This window comes from Vibrio sp. 10N.261.52.C2 (assembly GCF_041471425.1).
GTDB classification, from domain to species: domain Bacteria; phylum Pseudomonadota; class Gammaproteobacteria; order Enterobacterales; family Vibrionaceae; genus Vibrio; species Vibrio crassostreae_C.
Genome location: NZ_JBFROH010000058.1, coordinates 30,880 through 49,260, shown reverse-complemented (window position 1 = coordinate 49,260; position 18,381 = coordinate 30,880). Strand labels below are relative to the sequence as shown.

18 protein-coding genes and 2 pseudogenes are annotated in these 18,381 nt (G+C 43.1%); 6 read left to right on the top strand and 14 right to left on the bottom strand.

The features are described from left to right. Window positions 1-54: 54 nt before the first annotated feature. The 3 genes from AB4307_RS19370 to AB4307_RS19360 form a co-directional block, all read right to left on the bottom strand. Window positions 55-1,080, bottom strand: a complete 1,026-nt coding sequence (locus AB4307_RS19370; protein WP_372133057.1) for a DUF4382 domain-containing protein — start codon at window positions 1,078-1,080, stop codon at window positions 55-57. A 421-nt stretch (window positions 1,081-1,501) separates the two neighbouring features. Continuing rightward, window positions 1,502-1,753, bottom strand: coding sequence for a DUF2999 family protein (locus tag AB4307_RS19365; RefSeq protein ID WP_004731647.1), 252 nt, complete (start codon window positions 1,751-1,753; stop codon window positions 1,502-1,504). A gap of 128 nt (window positions 1,754-1,881) precedes the next feature. Then, a complete protein-coding gene (locus AB4307_RS19360; protein WP_132981824.1) occupies window positions 1,882-2,979 on the bottom strand; it encodes a YdcF family protein in 1,098 nt (365 codons plus the stop codon). Window positions 2,980-3,475: 496 nt separating this feature from the next. Here AB4307_RS19360 and AB4307_RS19355 point away from each other — a divergent pair, with 496 nt between their 5' ends. Beyond that, window positions 3,476-4,150 (top strand): glutathione S-transferase family protein, encoded by a 675-nt coding sequence (locus tag AB4307_RS19355; protein WP_372133054.1) that lies wholly within the window; start codon window positions 3,476-3,478, stop codon window positions 4,148-4,150. Between the two features lie 169 nt (window positions 4,151-4,319). On the opposite strand, the pseudogene AB4307_RS19350 reads toward AB4307_RS19355, so the two are convergent. Continuing rightward, window positions 4,320-4,607, bottom strand: a pseudogene (locus tag AB4307_RS19350) (KilA-N domain-containing protein); the annotation flags it as partial. 177 nt (window positions 4,608-4,784) lie between these two features. Between AB4307_RS19350 and AB4307_RS19345 the strand changes: the two are divergent. Together AB4307_RS19345 and AB4307_RS19340 are read left to right on the top strand one after the other, a co-directional pair. Further along, the gene (locus AB4307_RS19345; protein WP_372074277.1) at window positions 4,785-5,222 is read left to right on the top strand and encodes a hypothetical protein; all 438 of its coding nucleotides are present in this window, start codon (window positions 4,785-4,787) and stop codon (window positions 5,220-5,222) included. Between the two features lie 121 nt (window positions 5,223-5,343). After that, window positions 5,344-6,543, top strand: coding sequence for a hypothetical protein (locus AB4307_RS19340; RefSeq protein WP_372074275.1), 1,200 nt, complete (start codon window positions 5,344-5,346; stop codon window positions 6,541-6,543). On the opposite strand, the gene AB4307_RS19335 is transcribed toward AB4307_RS19340, so the two are convergent. From AB4307_RS19335 to AB4307_RS19305, 7 genes and pseudogenes are all read right to left on the bottom strand, one after another. Further along, the gene (locus AB4307_RS19335; protein WP_372133051.1) at window positions 6,536-6,733 is read right to left on the bottom strand and encodes a hypothetical protein; all 198 of its coding nucleotides are present in this window, start codon (window positions 6,731-6,733) and stop codon (window positions 6,536-6,538) included. The two genes, AB4307_RS19340 and AB4307_RS19335, sit on opposite strands and share 8 nt — an antisense overlap. A 2-nt stretch (window positions 6,734-6,735) precedes the next feature. Further along, window positions 6,736-7,152, bottom strand: a pseudogene (locus tag AB4307_RS19330) (hypothetical protein); the annotation flags it as partial. A gap of 116 nt (window positions 7,153-7,268) precedes the next feature. Continuing rightward, window positions 7,269-8,312: a GMP reductase gene (locus AB4307_RS19325; protein WP_372133085.1), complete on the bottom strand. Its 1,044-nt coding sequence runs from the start codon at window positions 8,310-8,312 to the stop codon at window positions 7,269-7,271. A gap of 778 nt (window positions 8,313-9,090) precedes the next feature. Next, window positions 9,091-9,531, bottom strand: a complete 441-nt coding sequence (locus tag AB4307_RS19320) for a PAS domain-containing protein (RefSeq protein WP_017062430.1) — start codon at window positions 9,529-9,531, stop codon at window positions 9,091-9,093. A gap of 1 nt (window position 9,532) precedes the next feature. Further along, complete coding sequence (locus AB4307_RS19315) at window positions 9,533-10,537, bottom strand: response regulator (protein ID WP_372133048.1); 1,005 nt, start codon at window positions 10,535-10,537, stop codon at window positions 9,533-9,535. Window positions 10,538-10,856: 319 nt separating this feature from the next. After that, window positions 10,857-11,102 (bottom strand): hypothetical protein, encoded by a 246-nt coding sequence (locus tag AB4307_RS19310; RefSeq protein WP_372133045.1) that lies wholly within the window; start codon window positions 11,100-11,102, stop codon window positions 10,857-10,859. Window positions 11,103-11,302: 200 nt separating this feature from the next. Beyond that, window positions 11,303-12,655, bottom strand: a complete 1,353-nt coding sequence (locus AB4307_RS19305; protein ID WP_372127552.1) for an MATE family efflux transporter — start codon at window positions 12,653-12,655, stop codon at window positions 11,303-11,305. A 100-nt stretch (window positions 12,656-12,755) separates the two neighbouring features. Here AB4307_RS19305 and AB4307_RS19300 point away from each other — a divergent pair, with 100 nt between their 5' ends. Together AB4307_RS19300 and AB4307_RS19295 are read left to right on the top strand one after the other, a co-directional pair. After that, window positions 12,756-13,730, top strand: a complete 975-nt coding sequence (locus tag AB4307_RS19300; RefSeq protein ID WP_372113142.1) for a LysR family transcriptional regulator — start codon at window positions 12,756-12,758, stop codon at window positions 13,728-13,730. Between the two features lie 42 nt (window positions 13,731-13,772). Then, complete coding sequence (locus AB4307_RS19295) at window positions 13,773-14,672, top strand: DMT family transporter (protein WP_017068434.1); 900 nt, start codon at window positions 13,773-13,775, stop codon at window positions 14,670-14,672. A gap of 158 nt (window positions 14,673-14,830) precedes the next feature. Here AB4307_RS19295 and AB4307_RS19290 read toward each other — a convergent pair whose 3' ends face one another. Together AB4307_RS19290 and AB4307_RS19285 are read right to left on the bottom strand one after the other, a co-directional pair. Further along, complete coding sequence (locus AB4307_RS19290) at window positions 14,831-15,250, bottom strand: VOC family protein (RefSeq protein WP_017065925.1); 420 nt, start codon at window positions 15,248-15,250, stop codon at window positions 14,831-14,833. A 205-nt stretch (window positions 15,251-15,455) separates the two neighbouring features. After that, window positions 15,456-16,349, bottom strand: coding sequence for a DMT family transporter (locus AB4307_RS19285; protein WP_372113140.1), 894 nt, complete (start codon window positions 16,347-16,349; stop codon window positions 15,456-15,458). 299 nt (window positions 16,350-16,648) lie between these two features. Here AB4307_RS19285 and AB4307_RS19280 point away from each other — a divergent pair, with 299 nt between their 5' ends. Further along, complete coding sequence (locus tag AB4307_RS19280) at window positions 16,649-17,269, top strand: heme-binding beta-barrel domain-containing protein (RefSeq protein WP_017062436.1); 621 nt, start codon at window positions 16,649-16,651, stop codon at window positions 17,267-17,269. 71 nt (window positions 17,270-17,340) lie between these two features. Here the strand turns inward: AB4307_RS19280 and AB4307_RS19275 are convergent, their stop codons facing one another. Beyond that, on the bottom strand, window positions 17,341-18,321 hold the full coding sequence (locus AB4307_RS19275; protein ID WP_032545880.1) for a bile acid:sodium symporter family protein: 981 nt from the start codon (window positions 18,319-18,321) through the stop codon (window positions 17,341-17,343). Window positions 18,322-18,381: the final 60 nt, after the last annotated feature.

Here is an 18,381-nt window from a genome sequence, read left to right as displayed (position 1 = left end):
CACGGCCTCCAAATGAGAGGCCGTTTTTATAAAAAATCGTCATTTACATTAAGGTTAGAATGACACTTGGCTGTCTTGACCAACGGTTACTTGCACGCCATTTTGAGCTTCATATATTTCGAACCCATCAGCAACCGGATCAACATTTTCTTCATCACTGTCATATTGCGCAGTACAGGTATAACCTAATGAGTAAGTACCTGGATCAATGAAGCCCAGAGAGAACTCATAGTTAGTCTGTGCTTCATTCATTGCCACTGACGCTGAAGTAATCGGTTTCACTTCATCACTGCCGCCAATCGGAGCCATGTTAGCTTGTTCAACATTACCTTCATACAAGTACACCGACTGAACAAATGTATTGTCACCACCGTTACAAGTGTCATAAGTAGAAAGAGCAACAGTGCCTTCAATATTTCCTGTCTCAACCGTATTGATAAGGCTCACAGATGTTCTTTGAATGGTGTAATCAGGGAGACTTGAACTGTTCTTTAGGCCACGTCGAAGATCGAACTCGACAACAAAGTCGTTACTTTGTTGGTTCACATTAAATGAGTTATTAAAGTAAAGTACGCCAGCGTTATCTTCTTTACCCACACCTTGCGGGCACGCGCCTTCACCTTTCACTGTTAACTTTTGTTCCACATTCTGATCATCTACAACATAAGATGGATGCTTCGGGTGATCGCCATCATTGGCAAACACACACAACTTATAGCTACCTACTGGCACCACCTCATTTTCAATCAAAGGAAGCGCATCGCTGCCTTGATAATCCAGCAAATTCACACTTAATGGAATCGGATCCTCACCATCTGGCAATGGATCGCCATTTTCATCAACGTAATCACCGTTTTCGTCCGTTTTATACACATCATATATCAGTGGCGAACCTCCCCCTTGAGGAAGTAAAGCGACCTTACTGAATGTCACGGTGACGTCTTTAACATCATCAATGGGCGCATCACTCACGCTTAAGGTAATGGGTGTCGTGCTGCTTGATGAACCTGAATCACCGCCACAACCAACAAGCCCAGCCAGCACAAGGCTCGCTAAAGCGGTTTCCTTTAAATACTTCATAACTAGCTTCCTATAAATCACTGCTCAATAAAGGGCTTAGTTTGTTGCCCTCTTATTCATTTCCTTAATGTGGCTCATAGATAAACCGCGCTTATGGCCAAAATCGGTTAGCCCTATTACTTAAGGCTTTCTTCATCCAAAAACTCTGTTCATCAAGGTGCACATATCAGGTCGCACACAGATTAATTAAGTCTAGTAAGCAATTTGTCAGTAGCAATGCAGATATGGCAAGAGTACTGTCAATTATGTTCAAATAATTGTTGAGTAGAAAATGGGAGGCTGGGACTGAAAGCAACGTGATCGAAGGTAATAATCGTCACCAAGATCAAAAAAGGCCGTTAAGACAGCCTGTTGCTGAACTTAAACGACCTTTTCATTGAATGTGAATAAGCTAAGACGATATCAGCTCATTCAAACTCTCTTATTTTTGTAGTTGCTCTTTAGCCGCTTCAACCTTAGAAAAATCTAGGCCAAGCTCTTCAACTGCTTCTTTGATTAGCGCAGGGTTTTGCATTACCTGACCCATCAGCATTTGAAGTTTGTCTTGAGGTAAACCAAGTTGGCTGATCGTCGCCATTGCTGCAAGAGGGTTCTCTGTCAGCGTTTTGAATAGCTCACTGATCTGCTCGTCGCTAATATTGTTCTCTTTCAACATTGCTAAAATCGGGTTCATTTTTTTGCCTTTGAAACACTAAATTAAGTAGGAGCACAGCATACCATCTAGCTGTGCTCGATTGTACTAACAACTTAGGCTTTGCTCTTACGAGACTTACTCTGCCCTAACAAAAACAATGTTTAGGCTTAACGAGATTCCAGCGGGTAAGAACGGTAGCTCCACATGCCATAAGTTCTCAATGCGTCACGGTAAATGCCTAACAGCTCACCATCACTCGCTTTCTTAAGATCTTCTAGCGGCTTGTCGGGATAAGAAACCGTATCGAAGGTGATACCTTGAGGACCCGTTTGCCAGCTCGCGATTTCAAACAGAGTTTGACCACGACGAACATGGCTTGCCGAGCTGATAATGGTCGCGTGCTTAATATCATGACGAGCAAGCGCATAGCTACTGAATAAGGCATTGCCTACCGTGCTGGTCGCGTAGTTCTCTTCAATGATGCGATCTTTACTTACCCCTTTTGAGATAAGCCAATCCGCCATTAACTTGCCTTCAGTCTTATGGTTCTTCGGCACGCCACCCGTTAACACGATCATCGCATCTGGGTTCGCTTTAGACATCGCCAACGTTGTCTCAAGACGTTCGATCAAGATTTGATGCATAGAACCATCAGGGTTAAGTGCGTAGCCCAAAGTGACTATGGCACCGTGGTCGCTCAACAGCCCCTTATCTGCAGACTCTTTCAGCGGTGTTTCTAACACGCGGTCGACCGTTGCAAAAATACGTTTGATGTCTTCTGCTTTGCCCTTATTCAGGCTTTCCAGTTTCTCCATGTGCTTGTTGGATTCACTATCATTGCCTTCAAATCTCTGCCAAACCGCAAGGTAAGCGTGAAGATCAACATCGTCTGGCGCAACCGTCAGTGCTTGTTCAAACAACTCAATAGCGCGCTCCGCATTCTTGTTGTAGATCTGAGCGTTCGCTGCCGAGATCAACAAGTCAGTACGGTAAGGTTCTAGCTGGTACGCTTCTAACAATCGGTTAGTCACAATTTCCATGTTGCTTGGCATTTTAGCCGTGAAGCCCGCGTGTGAAATTCTTGCCGGAGACTTAAACGCCTGCAACGCATCAAGAAGTAGTTGGTCGACAACTTGTCGCTTAGTCACCAACTGCGCGTAATCTGCTGAAGCCTGTACTGCGCCATCGTTAGCAGCAAAAGAATAAGGTGTTGCGCCAAAAGCGAGCATGCCACCAAGAGCTAAGGCGATAATGTTCTTTTTCATGGAAAGATCCTGTGTCGTTAAGTGTTCACATCAGATTTGCTCACCAATGTAAGTCCCTAAGATTAAAAAACTGTGAACCACACCAGAATCTCCGAGGTTAATATTCATTTGTTGCATAAGGTGTGGCAACAGATCACGATTTTGAACTTACCAATAAGCCTGTGTATCCAGATAATTCTGGTTTGAACCAGTGCTCAACGTTTTTGTTGGAATATCTGACTGCGGATTTAATACGCCCTATTCCACCGAAAACCACCCATCACAAACCCGAACTCCGCAGAAAACAACACGCCAAACAGCAACTTAAAGCTCATTTTTTCAACAACTTAAAATCCAACACACCGAATTGTTCGATGGTAATCCTCACTCAAATAACGAAGTTTTAAACACATAGACTTGGAATACGAATCAACAGATTTTCAAATAATTCAAAATCAATTATTGAACGATCGTTCAAGCGGTGCTTTAATGAATCACCAATACAAGGAGTTACCCCATGCTTAAGTTCTATTTTCACCAAACACCCAACCCAATGAAGATCGCTCTGTTTCTAGAAGAGACAGGTCTAGATTTTGAACTCTTTCCTGTTGATACCTTAAAGGGTGAGCAGCACACTCCGGAATATCGTTTGATTAACCCTAACGGTAAAACACCAGCCATTGAAGACGATGGGCAACGCGTGTTCGATTCTAATGCCATCCTTTTGTACCTATCAGAGAAGACTGGCGAGCTTGGGGGACAACCAGAAGACAGAGCTGAACTGCTCTCTTGGATGATGTTTATTGCGAGCGGCCTTGGCCCTTATTCTGGTCAATCGGTACACTTCCGTCATGCTGCGCCAGCAGGCTTAGATTACGCAGTAAATCGTTATCTACGCGAAGCACAACGTCACTACGAAGTGTTAGAAAAGCACATGGAAGGTCGTGAGTTTTTCGTCGGAAATGAGTACACCATTGTCGATGTTGCTGCATGGGGTTGGATTGATAAAGCACCTTTCGTGCTTGGTGAAGAAGGCCTAGCACCTTACCCGAACTTAAAGCGCTGGTTCGATGCAATCAACGCCCGCCCTGCCGCAATTCGCGCTCGCGAAACTGGTAAAGACGTTCAATTTAAAACCGAACGTGATGAAGAAGCGAAACGAGCACTGTTTCCTTCGAATTATGCGAAGTAGAAAAATTGAAAGTTAACGCTCTACTGAGTAATAGCTAGAATTAAACATAAAGAGCCGCTAAAAAGCGGCTCTTTATGTTGAAATTATGTTAAAAAATCATAAGTTGTTGATATTTTGGTACAAAAGTTCGATATTCGTAACTAGCCACACCTCTCAAACACATTTCTGAGCAGGAATTACTGCTTTGCTCAATTTCATTTACCAGTTCTTGAGTTTGCTGATTCTTAATAAAAATACCTGGACGATGTCGATTGTGTCCACCACTCGCTTTGTGCAGATCGTTTAGAGAATACAAATTATCGAGTGTGCGAATGTCTTTAGAAAGGATTGTAAGATTAGCATGACGGCCTCCGTACGTGATTTTTATATCACCACACAAAGGTACTAATCTTCGGGTGATGAACTGAACAAGGTTAGTACTACCGCACTTACGAAACAGCGTGCCGAAGCCGCACATAAAAAAACCAGCAAAATGCTGGCGTCTATGCGCCGGAAGAATAAAGCGGGGTCTCAATCCCGACACTGGATTTTGCCAGTGCCGTTACAGGTCAACGATGTAGAAGATCGGTGTCAAACGTTTAATAACGTTGCATATCGTGTAGAATGCGCATGTAATTTTGATTGAGCGAAAAACATGGAAAACACAGACAGATACTCTACTACTGATACCACTAAAGAATTAGCTTTCTTGGCTATCGGCACTATCCTTATCGGGATTTTATTTAGTGTAATGATTGCGTACTTTATAATCAAACCATACACACAACACCAAGCTAAAAAACAAGATCTAGAAATACAAAATTTAAAGCTTCAGTTAGGTACATGCACCTCTAAGTCAAAAATAAATATTTCAACTCTCGAAACAAAATTTGATACGCAAGTATCTACTTTGTTGAACAATGCTCAAAATAAAATACTAATTCAACAACAACAAATAGATTTTTTATCATCGGAATTAAAGCGTGAACAACTGAAAAACCACGAAGAACGAGTAAGAGCCGATGAAATACTTATTCAAAACACACAATTAAAATCTGCTATCCTAAAACATAGAAAACTAGCTCATGAATAGAAGCTCTAAGGCCATATCACTGATTTGTGGTTCCATAAGTATCGCAGTTCTCAGTATTCTTACTTTATTATTATCCGGAAATATCTATTCATTCAATTCGACTGAATTTGGAAATTGGGCTATGTGGTTCGCTGCAATTATTGCATTAGCGGCTTTGCTACTAACAACCTTTCAATATTTATCAAACCAAAAAAAAGATGATAACTCTCAACGTTCATCTATCTCAATATTTATCGTCGGTATTTTGATTATTATTTTCCTTGGAATAAAAACAAACTCAACAAAAGATTCAAGTTTTCCAGAAGTAAATCCTAGCATGCTTACTAAGGATATTACAGATGCTCTAGCTAAACCATCTTTACCTATCTCAGGTGCTGCCATTACCATCGTAAATAAATTAGTTTTACCATCTAACGAATTAATTAAAACACAAGATAATCTTCTATCATCAGAAACAGTAAACGCTGGTGCAAGTGTGTTTGCTGCTCTCGGCACGGTTTTAACATTAGCGTTTTTAATTTTTCAAAATATAAAAAGCAATCGTAAAGACAAAGAAGATAAGCACTCTGAAATTGCCTATACAAAGTACGAGCATATTACACAAAGACTCATAGATAAAATTAACACATCCCTATCAGCTGAAAATGTGAATAATAGCTTGATTTTTAAAAGTATTAGAACCACATATGATAGTATATACATACTTCAGAATGAAATCACATCTGCACATCATAAAGCTGCAGCTCAAGTAGCTCATAACGAACTATCTGATACATTGTATGAATTTTGTCAGAGAATTACCTTCTTCGATTTATTCACTGCAAATATCCCAAAAAATAAGAAAATCAATTTCAAATGGCATAATAGCGTAGAGGGTTGTACGACTCAGTTATCTGCATGTTGGTACGAATTTGTTCGACCTCAAACCGATATTTTTAGAGCGATAAAACACGCCACTTATGGTTGCTCGCATTATAAAGTTGAATCTGATGTCATCTATAAAACACTCTCCATTCTTTTATCTAAGGAATGTCAACTAGATGACTATCATAATCTTAAAACAGAGATTGATTTAATAAAGTCAACATGCATTATTAATGAAGAGCGCTTATTTAGACTTGATGAAATCTCTCCAATATTATTTTCACATTTACTATTAGAAGGAAATTTGAAGGCTGCGGGAGATAAGCTATCTTTTAACACATTCAAAAAAAAACAATACTGGTTAGTTAGTGAAGGGGTTGTAAAACAGCAAAGCGGTAAGTATTTTGAAATACCTCACTTTAAACAAATCACATTCCAACCACGAGTTGTCAAATAACTTTATAACTACCAGCTGAACACCTCTTATCAACAACAACCATCGCATTTGCAGTTATTTCATCGACTACTGCATTTGCTATGGCTTCAGCCATCATGCCAGCCATTGCGAATTGACCATCGAGCACAAAGCCCTGGGCTTTCAATTCTGTTTCTATCTTTTGCTTTAATGATACTTTGCTTATTGCCATTGTTACTTCCCTGCATAAACTGTGGATGATACATCGACATGCGGTTTTCCCATGAAGGGGCAAATGCCTGTGCCAGTGCAAACGCCTTTTCCGCCATTGGACTTGATGGTGCCAGCGTCTTCGGTAATATTCTTAGCTTTTATGGTTCTATTGCCTTTGACGGTTTCGGTGTGGTTCCCATCAATTTCAGCGATTCGATTTTCTAGCTCTTTGATTTGTTGAGTTAGGCATTCAAGCTTGTCAGCTTGGTCTGTCTTACGTTCAAAGTTGCCTTTCTGGTCGACCAACTGATAAACGCCTTTGCGTTGTTGGTATCGGCTTTCACCTTCTTTGATACCTGGTAGCTTGAAACCAAGTGGCAGCACGCAACGAATAAAAGGCTTATCCGGTTGGCCAAACATAAAGCCGAGTTCAAACAATACTACCGATTTCCAGCAACTCTAGTAGCACAACAATCGTAGCTTTTGTCCCTAGACAAAAAAAAGAGCCGCTAAAAAGCGGCTCTTGATCTTCAAACTATTCGAACTCGTTCAGATTACTCTTTACCGAATACGTTGTTCTCTTGCTCTTGTACACGGATGAAAGTCGTACGCTTAGTTAGCTCTTTAAGCTTTGCTGCGCCTACGTATGTACAAGTTGAACGTACACCACCAAGGATGTCAGAAATCGTGTTGTGAACAGAACCACGGTATGGAAGTAAAACAGTTTTACCTTCCGCAGCACGGTACTTAGCAACACCACCAGAGTGCTTGTCCATAGCCGACTGAGACGACATTCCATAAAATTTCATGTATTGCTTACCGTCTTGCTCTACTACTTCACCGCCTGACTCAGAGTGACCTGCTAGCATGCCGCCTAGCATTACGAAGTCAGCACCGCCGCCGAACGCTTTAGATACGTCACCCGCACATGAACAGCCACCGTCACCGATGATCATGCCGCCAAGGCCGTGTGCTGCGTCGCCACACTCGATGATTGCAGAAAGTTGAGGGTAACCTACGCCTGTTTTAACACGTGTAGTACAAACAGAACCAGGGCCGATACCAACCTTAACGATGTCTGCGCCCGCTAGGATTAGCTCTTCAACCATGTCACCTGTTACAACGTTACCAGCAGAGATAACTTTGTTAGGGAATTCTGCACGTACTTTTTGTACGTACTCAACTAGGTGCTCTGAGTAGCCGTTAGCGATATCAATACAGATAAATACGAATTCGTCGCTAAGCGCCATGATTTGCTTAGTTTTCTCAAACTCAGCTTCAGAAGTACCTGTTGAAACAAATACGTTGTTCAGCGTTTTCTTGTCTGCTGTTTTTGCGAACTCAGCCCACTGCTCTACTGTGTAGTGCTTGTGTACTGCAGTCATAACACCGTGCTCTGCTAGAGCCGCTGCCATTTCAAAGCTTGCTACCGAATCCATGTTCGCTGCAATTACTGGAGTACCAGACCATTGACGACCGCTATGCTTGAATGTAAAATCGCGGGTTAATTCAACTTGAGAACGGCTTTTAAGGGTAGAACGCTTCGGACGGAAGAGTACATCTTTGAAACCTAACTTAAGTTCTTGTTCGATACGCATGATAATTTGTCCTGTAATCATATTACGTGTCGTGCGTTTTCGGTAAGCGTTGGCAGACGCTTTACTGAGTTTCGGACACAAAAAAACCGGAGCGTTGGCAGACGCTCCGGTTTTCAGCATTATAGGCTGTGATTTACTAACAGCAAGTCTGATATTTCATTTTTTTTTGTGCTATCCTCTCGAAGATTCCATATCTGGTAAAAGCTTCCCGCCCGTCATTTCCTACTAAATTCATATTAATTAATAACTTAACAACATATTCACGCAAACGCTGTCGGTTTATTGCGCAAACGTTTCCCTTGCAAATTCGGCGAAAAAATCTTCGATAAGGCAAATTTGTGAAAAAAGTGCCCTTTAATCACATAAAAATCACACTTTTCTTGAATCAAAAAATGCGTTTTTTCTTAAATAATTTCATTTTTTTCTGACTTTTTTCGCTTCGAGTGCCGATCTCAGCCCTCTTTCATTAGCCCTGAAATTTATAAAGTACAAAGGCAAGATCGATTAGCACGTTCGAAACTTGGATGAGCGGGGTAAAGTCCACAAAATATGGCAGGTTAGATGCGCTTATTTATGAGAACCCAGCGGATACAAGCCGCTGTTGATAGAGCCTAACAACAACTCGACTAAAGTTAACGAACACGGAACGCCTTTCTTTAGTTCGAACTTATTACTACAGGATCAGATACAAAAATGGCCAAGGGGATTAACCTTGGCCATTTTTATTTGGTTTTCAGAGTGCTCTTATAAGGCGATTCAATTTTCACCTTAAGGTACGTCAAGCCTTTTTCTGAGACATCAGAGCTTCAGCAGTCGCATCTTGAATCGACAAGAACAAGGATGTCACTTGCCCCGTTGGAGAACGCATCGGGTTAAGCGTGACGTTCTGATACATAAAGTCGGCTTGCTGAGTTACTGGCCTCACGTTGCGGCACTTAAACAGATAAGGCCTTTGTTGCCATGTAATGAAGCTACGGCAGCCTAGATCGTAGACTGGCTTGGTTTTCAGCCTAAACCACTCTTCAGGAATTTCAGGGAATAACTCAAAGATCGACTTACCGATCGCATCATGCGATTGCTTACCACTATGGTGCGTCATGAAACCATTCCAGACTTGTACCTGAAAATCACGGTTAATAACCACCAGCCCCATATCGACGTTTTGAACCATGTCGACCATCCAGTGGAACTGTTCAAATTCAGCAGGAAGATTCAACATATTAAAACTCCTCCATTAGGTAGGCCAATTTGTTATCTAGAAGAGGCAGAGACTCATCAACAAACATAAATAGAAGGTCACAACGGATGGACGTGCCGTCGATGTTGTAGCTGACTTCGAACGTCATGGTCTTTTTAAATGAGCCGCTGGTATTTTCAATCACCGAATCAATCGAGATGTGTTGACCTAGCAGCACAGGAGAGCTCTGGAAGAAACGAACTTCTGATTGCTCCCCTAACCCATTCAAGAAAGAGCCGACTAAGATGTTCGATACATCCATCAACAACTCTAATTCTTCTAGCTGCTCGCTTTCTGTTGGCACCTTCATGAGCTTCTTAAGATCGCTCACACTGGAATCACTCAACAAAACTAGCGCTTCACCTGCAATGCCTTCTCCACTAAAGCCTTGGCAAACACCCGACACTTGGTCGTTATCCGCTAGGTCACGAAGTGCCATGTGCAATTCACTCACTTCGAAGATGTTAACGTTCGGCAGCGGTAGGTGAACAAACACATTAAAGTGACGAGCCAGTGCATCAGCGGCACGGCCTATCGCTACGTTCGCGACTTCCATATAGATATCGCGTCTGCGAAGTATTGGCAGTTCTAAAGCGGTTGGGGTAATGATTTGAGGTTGTTTTGGCGGCTCGACATGCTCACGTAAAATGGCTTTTAGCACTTCTTTATCGATCGGCTTTTGCAAAAATGCTTTGGCGCCAAGATCCAGCACCTTCTGTTGTGCTTTTGGTTGTATGTCACCAGAAACAACGACAACTGGCGTGGTATCGCCTAAACGTTGCATCTCTTCCAATGTGCCATAGCCGTCTAATTCCGGCATGGTTAGGTCGAGGAACATCAATTTGAATTGGTTTTTAGCGAGCTCTTCAAGTGCATTAAGCCCATGAACAGCAAAAGTTATATCTGCATTTAGAGAACTAGGCAGTGACCGAGCCATCTGCTTCCTTGCTAACGCAGAATCATCACATATAAGAACTGGGAACGACATAAATGCACCACTGACAAATTAAAGCTAATTCGACCGAGTGTAACAGAACATTATGGTATCAGGTACGGGGTGAATGGATTTATGTGCAGATTATTAGTAAGAATGATGAAACAGGTGGGTAAGCTATTATTTCGCATTATTCTTCATGAAAAACAATATGCTACAAAGGTAATAGCCAATCCTTGCTGTTGAGTAATAGCACTATTATATTTAACAGCAGCCTTAACAAGCGGGTTTATTAAGGCTCGACTGACTCATTCATTGAACGGCTTTATGTAGCCATGATAGAGAGCTATCCAACAAAGCTAATGCAAGAGAACTAGAACTGATATGAAGGCCATAAAATCAGTAATGCGAAACGTATGATCACAGCAAATACCAACAACGCGATCCCCAGGCGATACCATTTGTATTCGGCGATGTTCATTGGGATACGCTTGTAGAACATCGTAATCACGCCTTTCCAATCGCTACTGCGTCTTCCGTACTGCATCATGCTCGCCAAAACAAACAGTGCGCCAAGCACTAACATTCCTTTTTCAGCCCAGAACAATCCAACTTCCATTTGTGTATTCCTTGATAAAACGGTGAGCAACTCAAATCATTCTAGTCACCTTTTAGCTCGGTTTCTGTAAGACCAAGGTCTAAATTACGAAGTACGCAATTCAGGGCTTATAGGTCATTGTTGGTAATTGATAGTTCTCGGTCAGCAATACAACGTTTATCGTTCAAGGTTCCATGGTAAAGGCGAGCATCACAAGCAAATCACGTATAAGCATGATTCGACAAATCTGGAGATTGGTTGTTCTTTTGAATGACACGCATCAATTGGATAAGCAGCAGAATACCTGTCACGCCTAAGCCAACACCGATTCCGCCCCAAATCCCTGCCAATTCGAACTTAGGCATCAAATACCAAGCCGCAGGCAAGCCAAATACCCAGTAACCGATGGCAGTCATCACGGTTGGCATAGAGACAATCTTCATGCCTCTTAGCAGGTTAATCGCCAGTAGCTGCCAAGCATCAACAATAAAGCACAAAGCAACGACCCAAATCACAGAAGCCAGTAGTGAAGTCATAGCACCCGTGCCATCGTCTAACTTGAAGATAGAAGCGATCATCTCAGGCCATATAATGAACACGGCCGACAACGCCACACTCAACACCGACACCAATATGAAGCTTTGAATCGAGGTTCTTTTTATTCCTTCGTAGTTACCCGCGCCAAAATCACGGCCAACCAAAATCGCCGCAGCTTGTGAGAAACCAAAATTGAAGTTCCAAGTAAAGCTTAAACATTGCAGCAAGATTTGGTGCAAGGCTAACGAAGCAATACTGATCGTGCCCGCCATCAAGGTGCCACCGTAAATCAAGCCATGCTCAAGTAAAGCAGCCAAGCCGATAGGTAGACCCATCAACAACAATGGGCTCATCAACTTGATTGAATACTCTTCTGTATTTAGCCAAGGGGCGAACTGCTTAAACTCGTCACGCTTAAATACCCAAACCGTATATCCAACCATCACGATAAATGCCGCGATAGCCGTACCAAGCCCTAAACCTGTTAAGCCCATGTCTAATTGGAAGGTGAGAAAGTAGCTCACTGGCACATTCAGAATTACGGTGATAATCGACATCACCAGAATAGAACGCACATTACCAAACGCACTGGTTAAGCCACGCAACACCAATAAGATAAGCGAAGGTAACATCACCCATTTTAGAGCATGGACATATTCCATGGCTAAAGTGATCACTTCTTGAGGTTGTTTCGCCGCTTCCAACACCAGCGGAGCAAACCAGAAACTCACCATTAAGGTCACGCTGAGCACGAATGCCAACATGGTTGCACCTTTCACCGCCAATCTGATTTGTGTATTACCAAACTCAGGGCGAGCTACGCGCTGACCATAAGCAATCGCAATCAAGTTCGCGACACAACCCACGGTGCTGCTCGCAATAATGAAGATGAAAAAGTAGATTGAGGCACCTAAGCCACCAGCCGCAAGGGCTGACACACTGATACGCGACATCATCCAAACATCAGTAAGGACTAAAGCCATAGAGATCAGCTGTGAAATGATCAAAGGGAATGCAAGAGTGAGTATTTTTTTCATGAGCGCCTCAGGTAATTTCGCCCAAAATACGATCGATGAGGCTAGCGTTCAATTGATAAATTTGCGACTCTAACATTCCATAAACTCATGCGAACGAATTATGACCCCATATCCTAGCTTGCCATCATCACATAATGGCTTAAAAGCCTTTGAAGCTGCCGCAAGGCTGATGAGCTTTACGCTGGCTGCCGAAGAGCTGCATGTGACACAAAGTGCGATCAGCCGACAGATCAAACAGCTTGAAGATGAGTTAAACGCATCACTGGTTATTCGTAAGCATCGAGCCATAGAATTAACGGTACAAGGTCATGATTTGTATGTGGCTTTGCGAGAAAGCTACGGTAATATCGAAGCTGTTATCGCCTCTTGGAGTGAGCCCAAGCAGAAGCGTATCGTGATCAAAGCGACTCTGAGTTTCGCGACGCGAGTATTGATCTCCAAAGTTCGGGAATTAAACGAGCGTTATCAAGATCATGAGATAGTCATTGTTCCTGTGATTGAGGAAGACGAATCGATTAATAGTAGTGAGTATGATCTACTGATCTTCCACACGCGTTTCAAAAAACGCTATGACAAGGCACCTGACATTACCTTCTTGCGTGAAGAGTTCATGGCGCCGGTTTGCTCTACTAGTTTAACCACCAAAGACACCGACCTTGATTCAATCTTAACCTTGCCAAGGCTGCATCCAACCTTAGATCATCACGACTGGAAAGTGTGGCTGGCCGATGTTGAATTCCCACCAAAGAAACCTGTCAGAAATACCAGCTTCTTGTCTTTAGATATGGCGCTCAGTGCCTGTCTATCCGGTGAAGGGGTTACGGTCACGGATCTGTTGTTAGTTCAACAAGATCTCCAACGAGGCTTCTTGTACTGCCCTAGAAATGCAAAAATCCAACACAGTGCTTGGACTTACTTCATGCACCAGCGTAGTCACACGCCTATCATCAACGACCTTATTGAATGGCTTAGAGAAGAGACAACAAAAGAGATCGAGTTGCTGAAAGTACTCGCACAGCAATATCAATGGTTTGGTGTAATAGAACGGGACAAAGACTTTGGTCGGCTCTTCTAAACTAAGTTATGATTCCTGTTCCCTCAACCGATTGATATTTTTATGTCTTCTTTCTCTTTTTCACAAATCCCTGTTGGGGTTCGATTCATGATCCTCTCCGCTTTTGGATTCGCACTGATGTCAGCTTGTGTGAAATACATCAGCAATTATGGCATTCCTGTATTCGAAATCGTTGCAGCAAGGGCTTTGGTGTCTTTGATCATCAGCTACATCGACGTAAAACGAAAAGGCATTTCGATCTGGGGTAATAACAAACCTTTGTTGTTTGTTCGTGGCGCAGTAGGTACTGCAGCACTGATGTGTGTTTACTACGCGGTAACCACTCTTCCGTTAGCAGAAGCGACCATTCTACAATACGTACATCCGGTCTTTACCGCGTTGCTCGGTGTGTTGTTCCTGAAAGAACGCGTCCAGAAATCGACCATGATCTGCATTGCATTCTGCCTAGCGGGATTATTGGTGATGGTTCAACCAAGCATGAACAGCGGCGCGAGCAGCGAGTTACCGCTATTCAGCATTATGGTGGCGTTATGTGGTGCGTTTGGTAGCTCAATTGCTTATGTGATTGTGAGAAAGCTGAGCCAGACGGAAGACAGCTCTGTCATCATCTTCTACTTCCCACTGGTTGCTCTGCCAATATCGACAGTCCTTATTTGGAACGACTTTGTATGGCCAAGTCTATTCTTAACCGTGATGCTCGTGTTAGTCGGTATTTTCACTCAGATAGGCCAATACGGTTTGACCAAAGCGATGCAGACTCAAGCGGCGGGTAAAGCTTCGGCTTACTCATACGTCCAGATAGTCTTCTCGGCACTGTTAGGCGTGTGGATCTTTAATGAAATTCCATCGGTTTGGACTTATCTAGGCGGTGGCCTGATTGTGACTGGCGCGCTGATTAATGTGTTTGGCAAACAACTGTTGGTGCCTTTTAAGGCTAAATAAACAACCCAACAACTGAGCTAAACATCAGCTAAATAATCAGCTATTGCATAGACCTAAAAAGGGCATTGCGGATTATTCCACAATGCCCTTTTCTATAAATGCTCTCTAGCGCGCTTTCATTCAGCTAACCAACTTTAACAAAGCGGCGTATTACGTAACTAACTCGTGGCATTTCGTAACTTAGGGTCATCACTTAGGTATTCAACGAACTCGATTTCAAAGCCTGCCGGATCCACAAAGTAGACATTTTTTCGATAAGGTTCTTCAGCGCCAGGTTTAGCAATCGGGAAACCCGCATCGATAAGACGTTGAGTGACGCTTTCGATATTATTGGTCACATAAGCGAAGTGCGCGAGGCCAACAGAGTGCCCTGCCAAATCTCTGTTTTCACCCTCACCGTGATCACTCAATGCGATGTATTGGTACTCGTCGCCAAAATGCAGCCAGTTACGTGGCTTGCCTGACCATTCGCCTTTTCCTTCATCACGAACGTACCAGTGTGGAAACGCCGCTTTATAGAAAGTCAGCATTTCAGGGATGTCCTTGACGACTAAATTCACATGTTCAAGTTGGATCATTCTTCTCTCCTTAAAGTATTCTCGTAAGCAACGTTGCACATCCTAATACCTCAAGTTAAGTTGAGGTAAAGCACTAATTTGCATTTATTTCGAGAACGTTTTTAGAGCCCAAATTGTCGTATTTTGAAGCGATACAAACCATAAGTTTAGACGACCTTCCCTGATGTGGTTTATTTGGAATCCAGAATGACTGAGAGACAAGCCGCTATGGTTTAGGCGGAGTAACCTCAACTTCTAAAGCGGCTCGGTCTCTCCACTTGAAAACCTTCTTCCATTTAATCGGCATCATTGGAATAACGATGAGACTAATGCCCACCAGCGTCAGGATGTCTGGAATCTCATCGAACCACATAACACCAAACAATGTTACGAACACCAACCCAGAATATTCGGCGAGCGCAATCTGGTTGGCCGGTGCTTTTTTGTAAGCCACCACCACAAGCGCATGGTATCCAAGTACGAACAAGTTGATTGCCATGATCCAACCAACATGACGCCATTCGAGCGCAGACCAAGTTGGCAGCGCTAATGCCAGTGCAAGTGGCAGAGTCATAATGCTGGTCCAGAACAGAGTTGAGATGATGTGTTGCTCTGCATTCAAGCGTTTAATCAAGATATTACCCACGCCCATCGCAAGCGCACTGCCTAGCCCAGCAATCGCCGCCCAATGAAATTGTTCAGGGCGTAACACGATTAATACGCCCACAAAACCAATCAGGGTCGCGATCACTTTTGAAGATGTCGGCCTTTCTTTCAACAGCACGATCGACAAAGGCAGCATAAGGATTGGTCCAACGTAGAACATCGCGTTTGCTGTCGCCAAAGTAAGGTGTGTAATGGCGATCATCGCGCAGCCACTCCCCACTAAGATAAATTGAGCCCTTAAGAAGTTGATTCGGCAACCGCCTTTCATACGCGTCCCTCTCGGTAACTTTAACCAAAATGGAAGCAACAAGATCACGCTCAATAGCTGACGGATAAACACGTACTGGAACGTAGGGACTTCGCCATTCAGTATCTTCAATGATACGTCTGAAAAAGACGCAAGTAGGTTTGCGAGCACCAAAAGCAAAATGGCGTGGTTAACAGCTTTATTCATACAGAAGTAAGATTACACATTTGTCATACAATTATGGGCGCACATCATACATGAGAATTTGAAATGTGTAATAGCAAAATTAATAAGGCTCAGACTAATGCAATTTTGAATTAAACCTCGATGAACAAATCACAGCTATTCGTTCAATATTTAGCCGCATTAATATTCTCTTATTGACTGATACATCAAGTTACAAATCGCTTTCATATTAACCAAGAACACTGATCTGGGTTAATAAATTGGCTTCACAATAACCTTACTTTTAATGTGGTCAGATAATTACAAAAAAGGAAGTTAAAGTGAAAAAATTATTAGCACTTGGTATCGCAGCGGTAATCTCGGCTCCAGCAGTAGCCGACCACAACACAATCAATGGTATGGATTTTGGTCCACTCGCAAAGTTAGTCGGCACATGGAAATCAGTCGAAACTGGCGGCGTTGATATTTCTCCAGGCCAAGAAGGCACAGAAGTGGGTGCAGGTGGTCCCGCGGTTACACCATTCTATGAAGTAATGACGTTTGAGGTTGCGGCAGATGCAACCAATGCCAGCGATCAATATCTGGTTGCTCTGTACTACAAACAAGAAGTATTCAGAAAGGCCGACGACTCTAAGTTCCACGATCAACGTGGCTACTTCATCTACGACCAAAAAAATCAGGTCGTCTACAACTCTTACTGCGTACCACGCACCACATGTGTCACCGCAGAAGGCCCTGCTGGCGATACAATGACGTTAGTTGCGTCTAAGCGTGGCATCGCTGAGTCCGAATACATGACGGACAACGCAACCACCACGGGCTTCACGATGAACATTAGCATTTCAGACGATACGCTGACGTACTCTCAAACAACAGGCTTAGAGATCTACGACAACGCATTTGCTCATACAGATTCAAGCACTCTAATTAAAGTGAAGTAGATTCAAATACAAACGCCTTTCACAGCGAAGTGAAAGGCGTTTTTCTGTTGTACTTGTAACAACAAACAAGTTTAACTAGATTGTGTATCAACCTTGGCGTAACGGTTGGCTAGCACTGCACAGTAAAAGATCTGAATCGGGTGATAAAGCATGATTGGTAGTAATATCATCCCTAGATTAGGGTTGTGAGCAAAGATCACCTTAGCCATAGGAATACCTGCCGCTAAGGTCTTCTTAGTACCACAGAATACTGCCGCGACTTCATCTTGATGATTGAATCCAACCTTTCGGGCACTCCATTGAATGCCGTGTACCATCACCATCAATACCACTAAACAAATCACCGCTGACAGCAACAACAGCATTGGTGAAAAGTCGCTCCAAATACCGTGTTCAATAGAGTCACAGAAAGCACTGTAGACGATCAGGAGTATCACGTATTTATCTAACTTATTGACCACTGACTTGTGTTTCTGAGTCCATTCAAACAGTAACGGGCGCATCAACTGGCCGACAATCATTGGCAATAGCAGCATTTTAGATATAGAGATCACCGATTCCATCAGGTTTAGCTCTGCACCTTCCAACCCCATAAAGAGCTGGATCAGTAGAGGCGTAATGAACACGCCTAAAATACTAGAAAGTGATGCATTGAATATCGCACCCGGTAGGTTTCCTTTTCCAATCACCGTCATCGCGACCGAAGACGAAATCGTACTCGGTAATACGAAGAGGTAACAGAAACCAAAGGCCAGAGCTGCTGGCATATAAGCGACAAAGCCTTGCCCGAATATCACCCAAAGCAGTGGGTAAACTAAGAATGTCGCGCTTTGTACAAAAACATGCAGCTTCCAATTCGAAAGCCCCTCAAGAATGGCTTTGGGAGACAAACCCAAACCGTGTAAGAAAAACACCAAAGCGATGCCGAGAACAGTCACCGTATCGAGATGAAGTACCCCACCCGATTTGCCCCAATCCGGCGTAAAAACAGCAACGACCATAGCCACCACCATCCCTACAAGAAACCATTCCTTTTTCAGTTTTTCTATCATGTTGACACGCACTTTCTGTAGATTCCATTTCAGCCAATAACAAGGCTCCGATGCTATTTA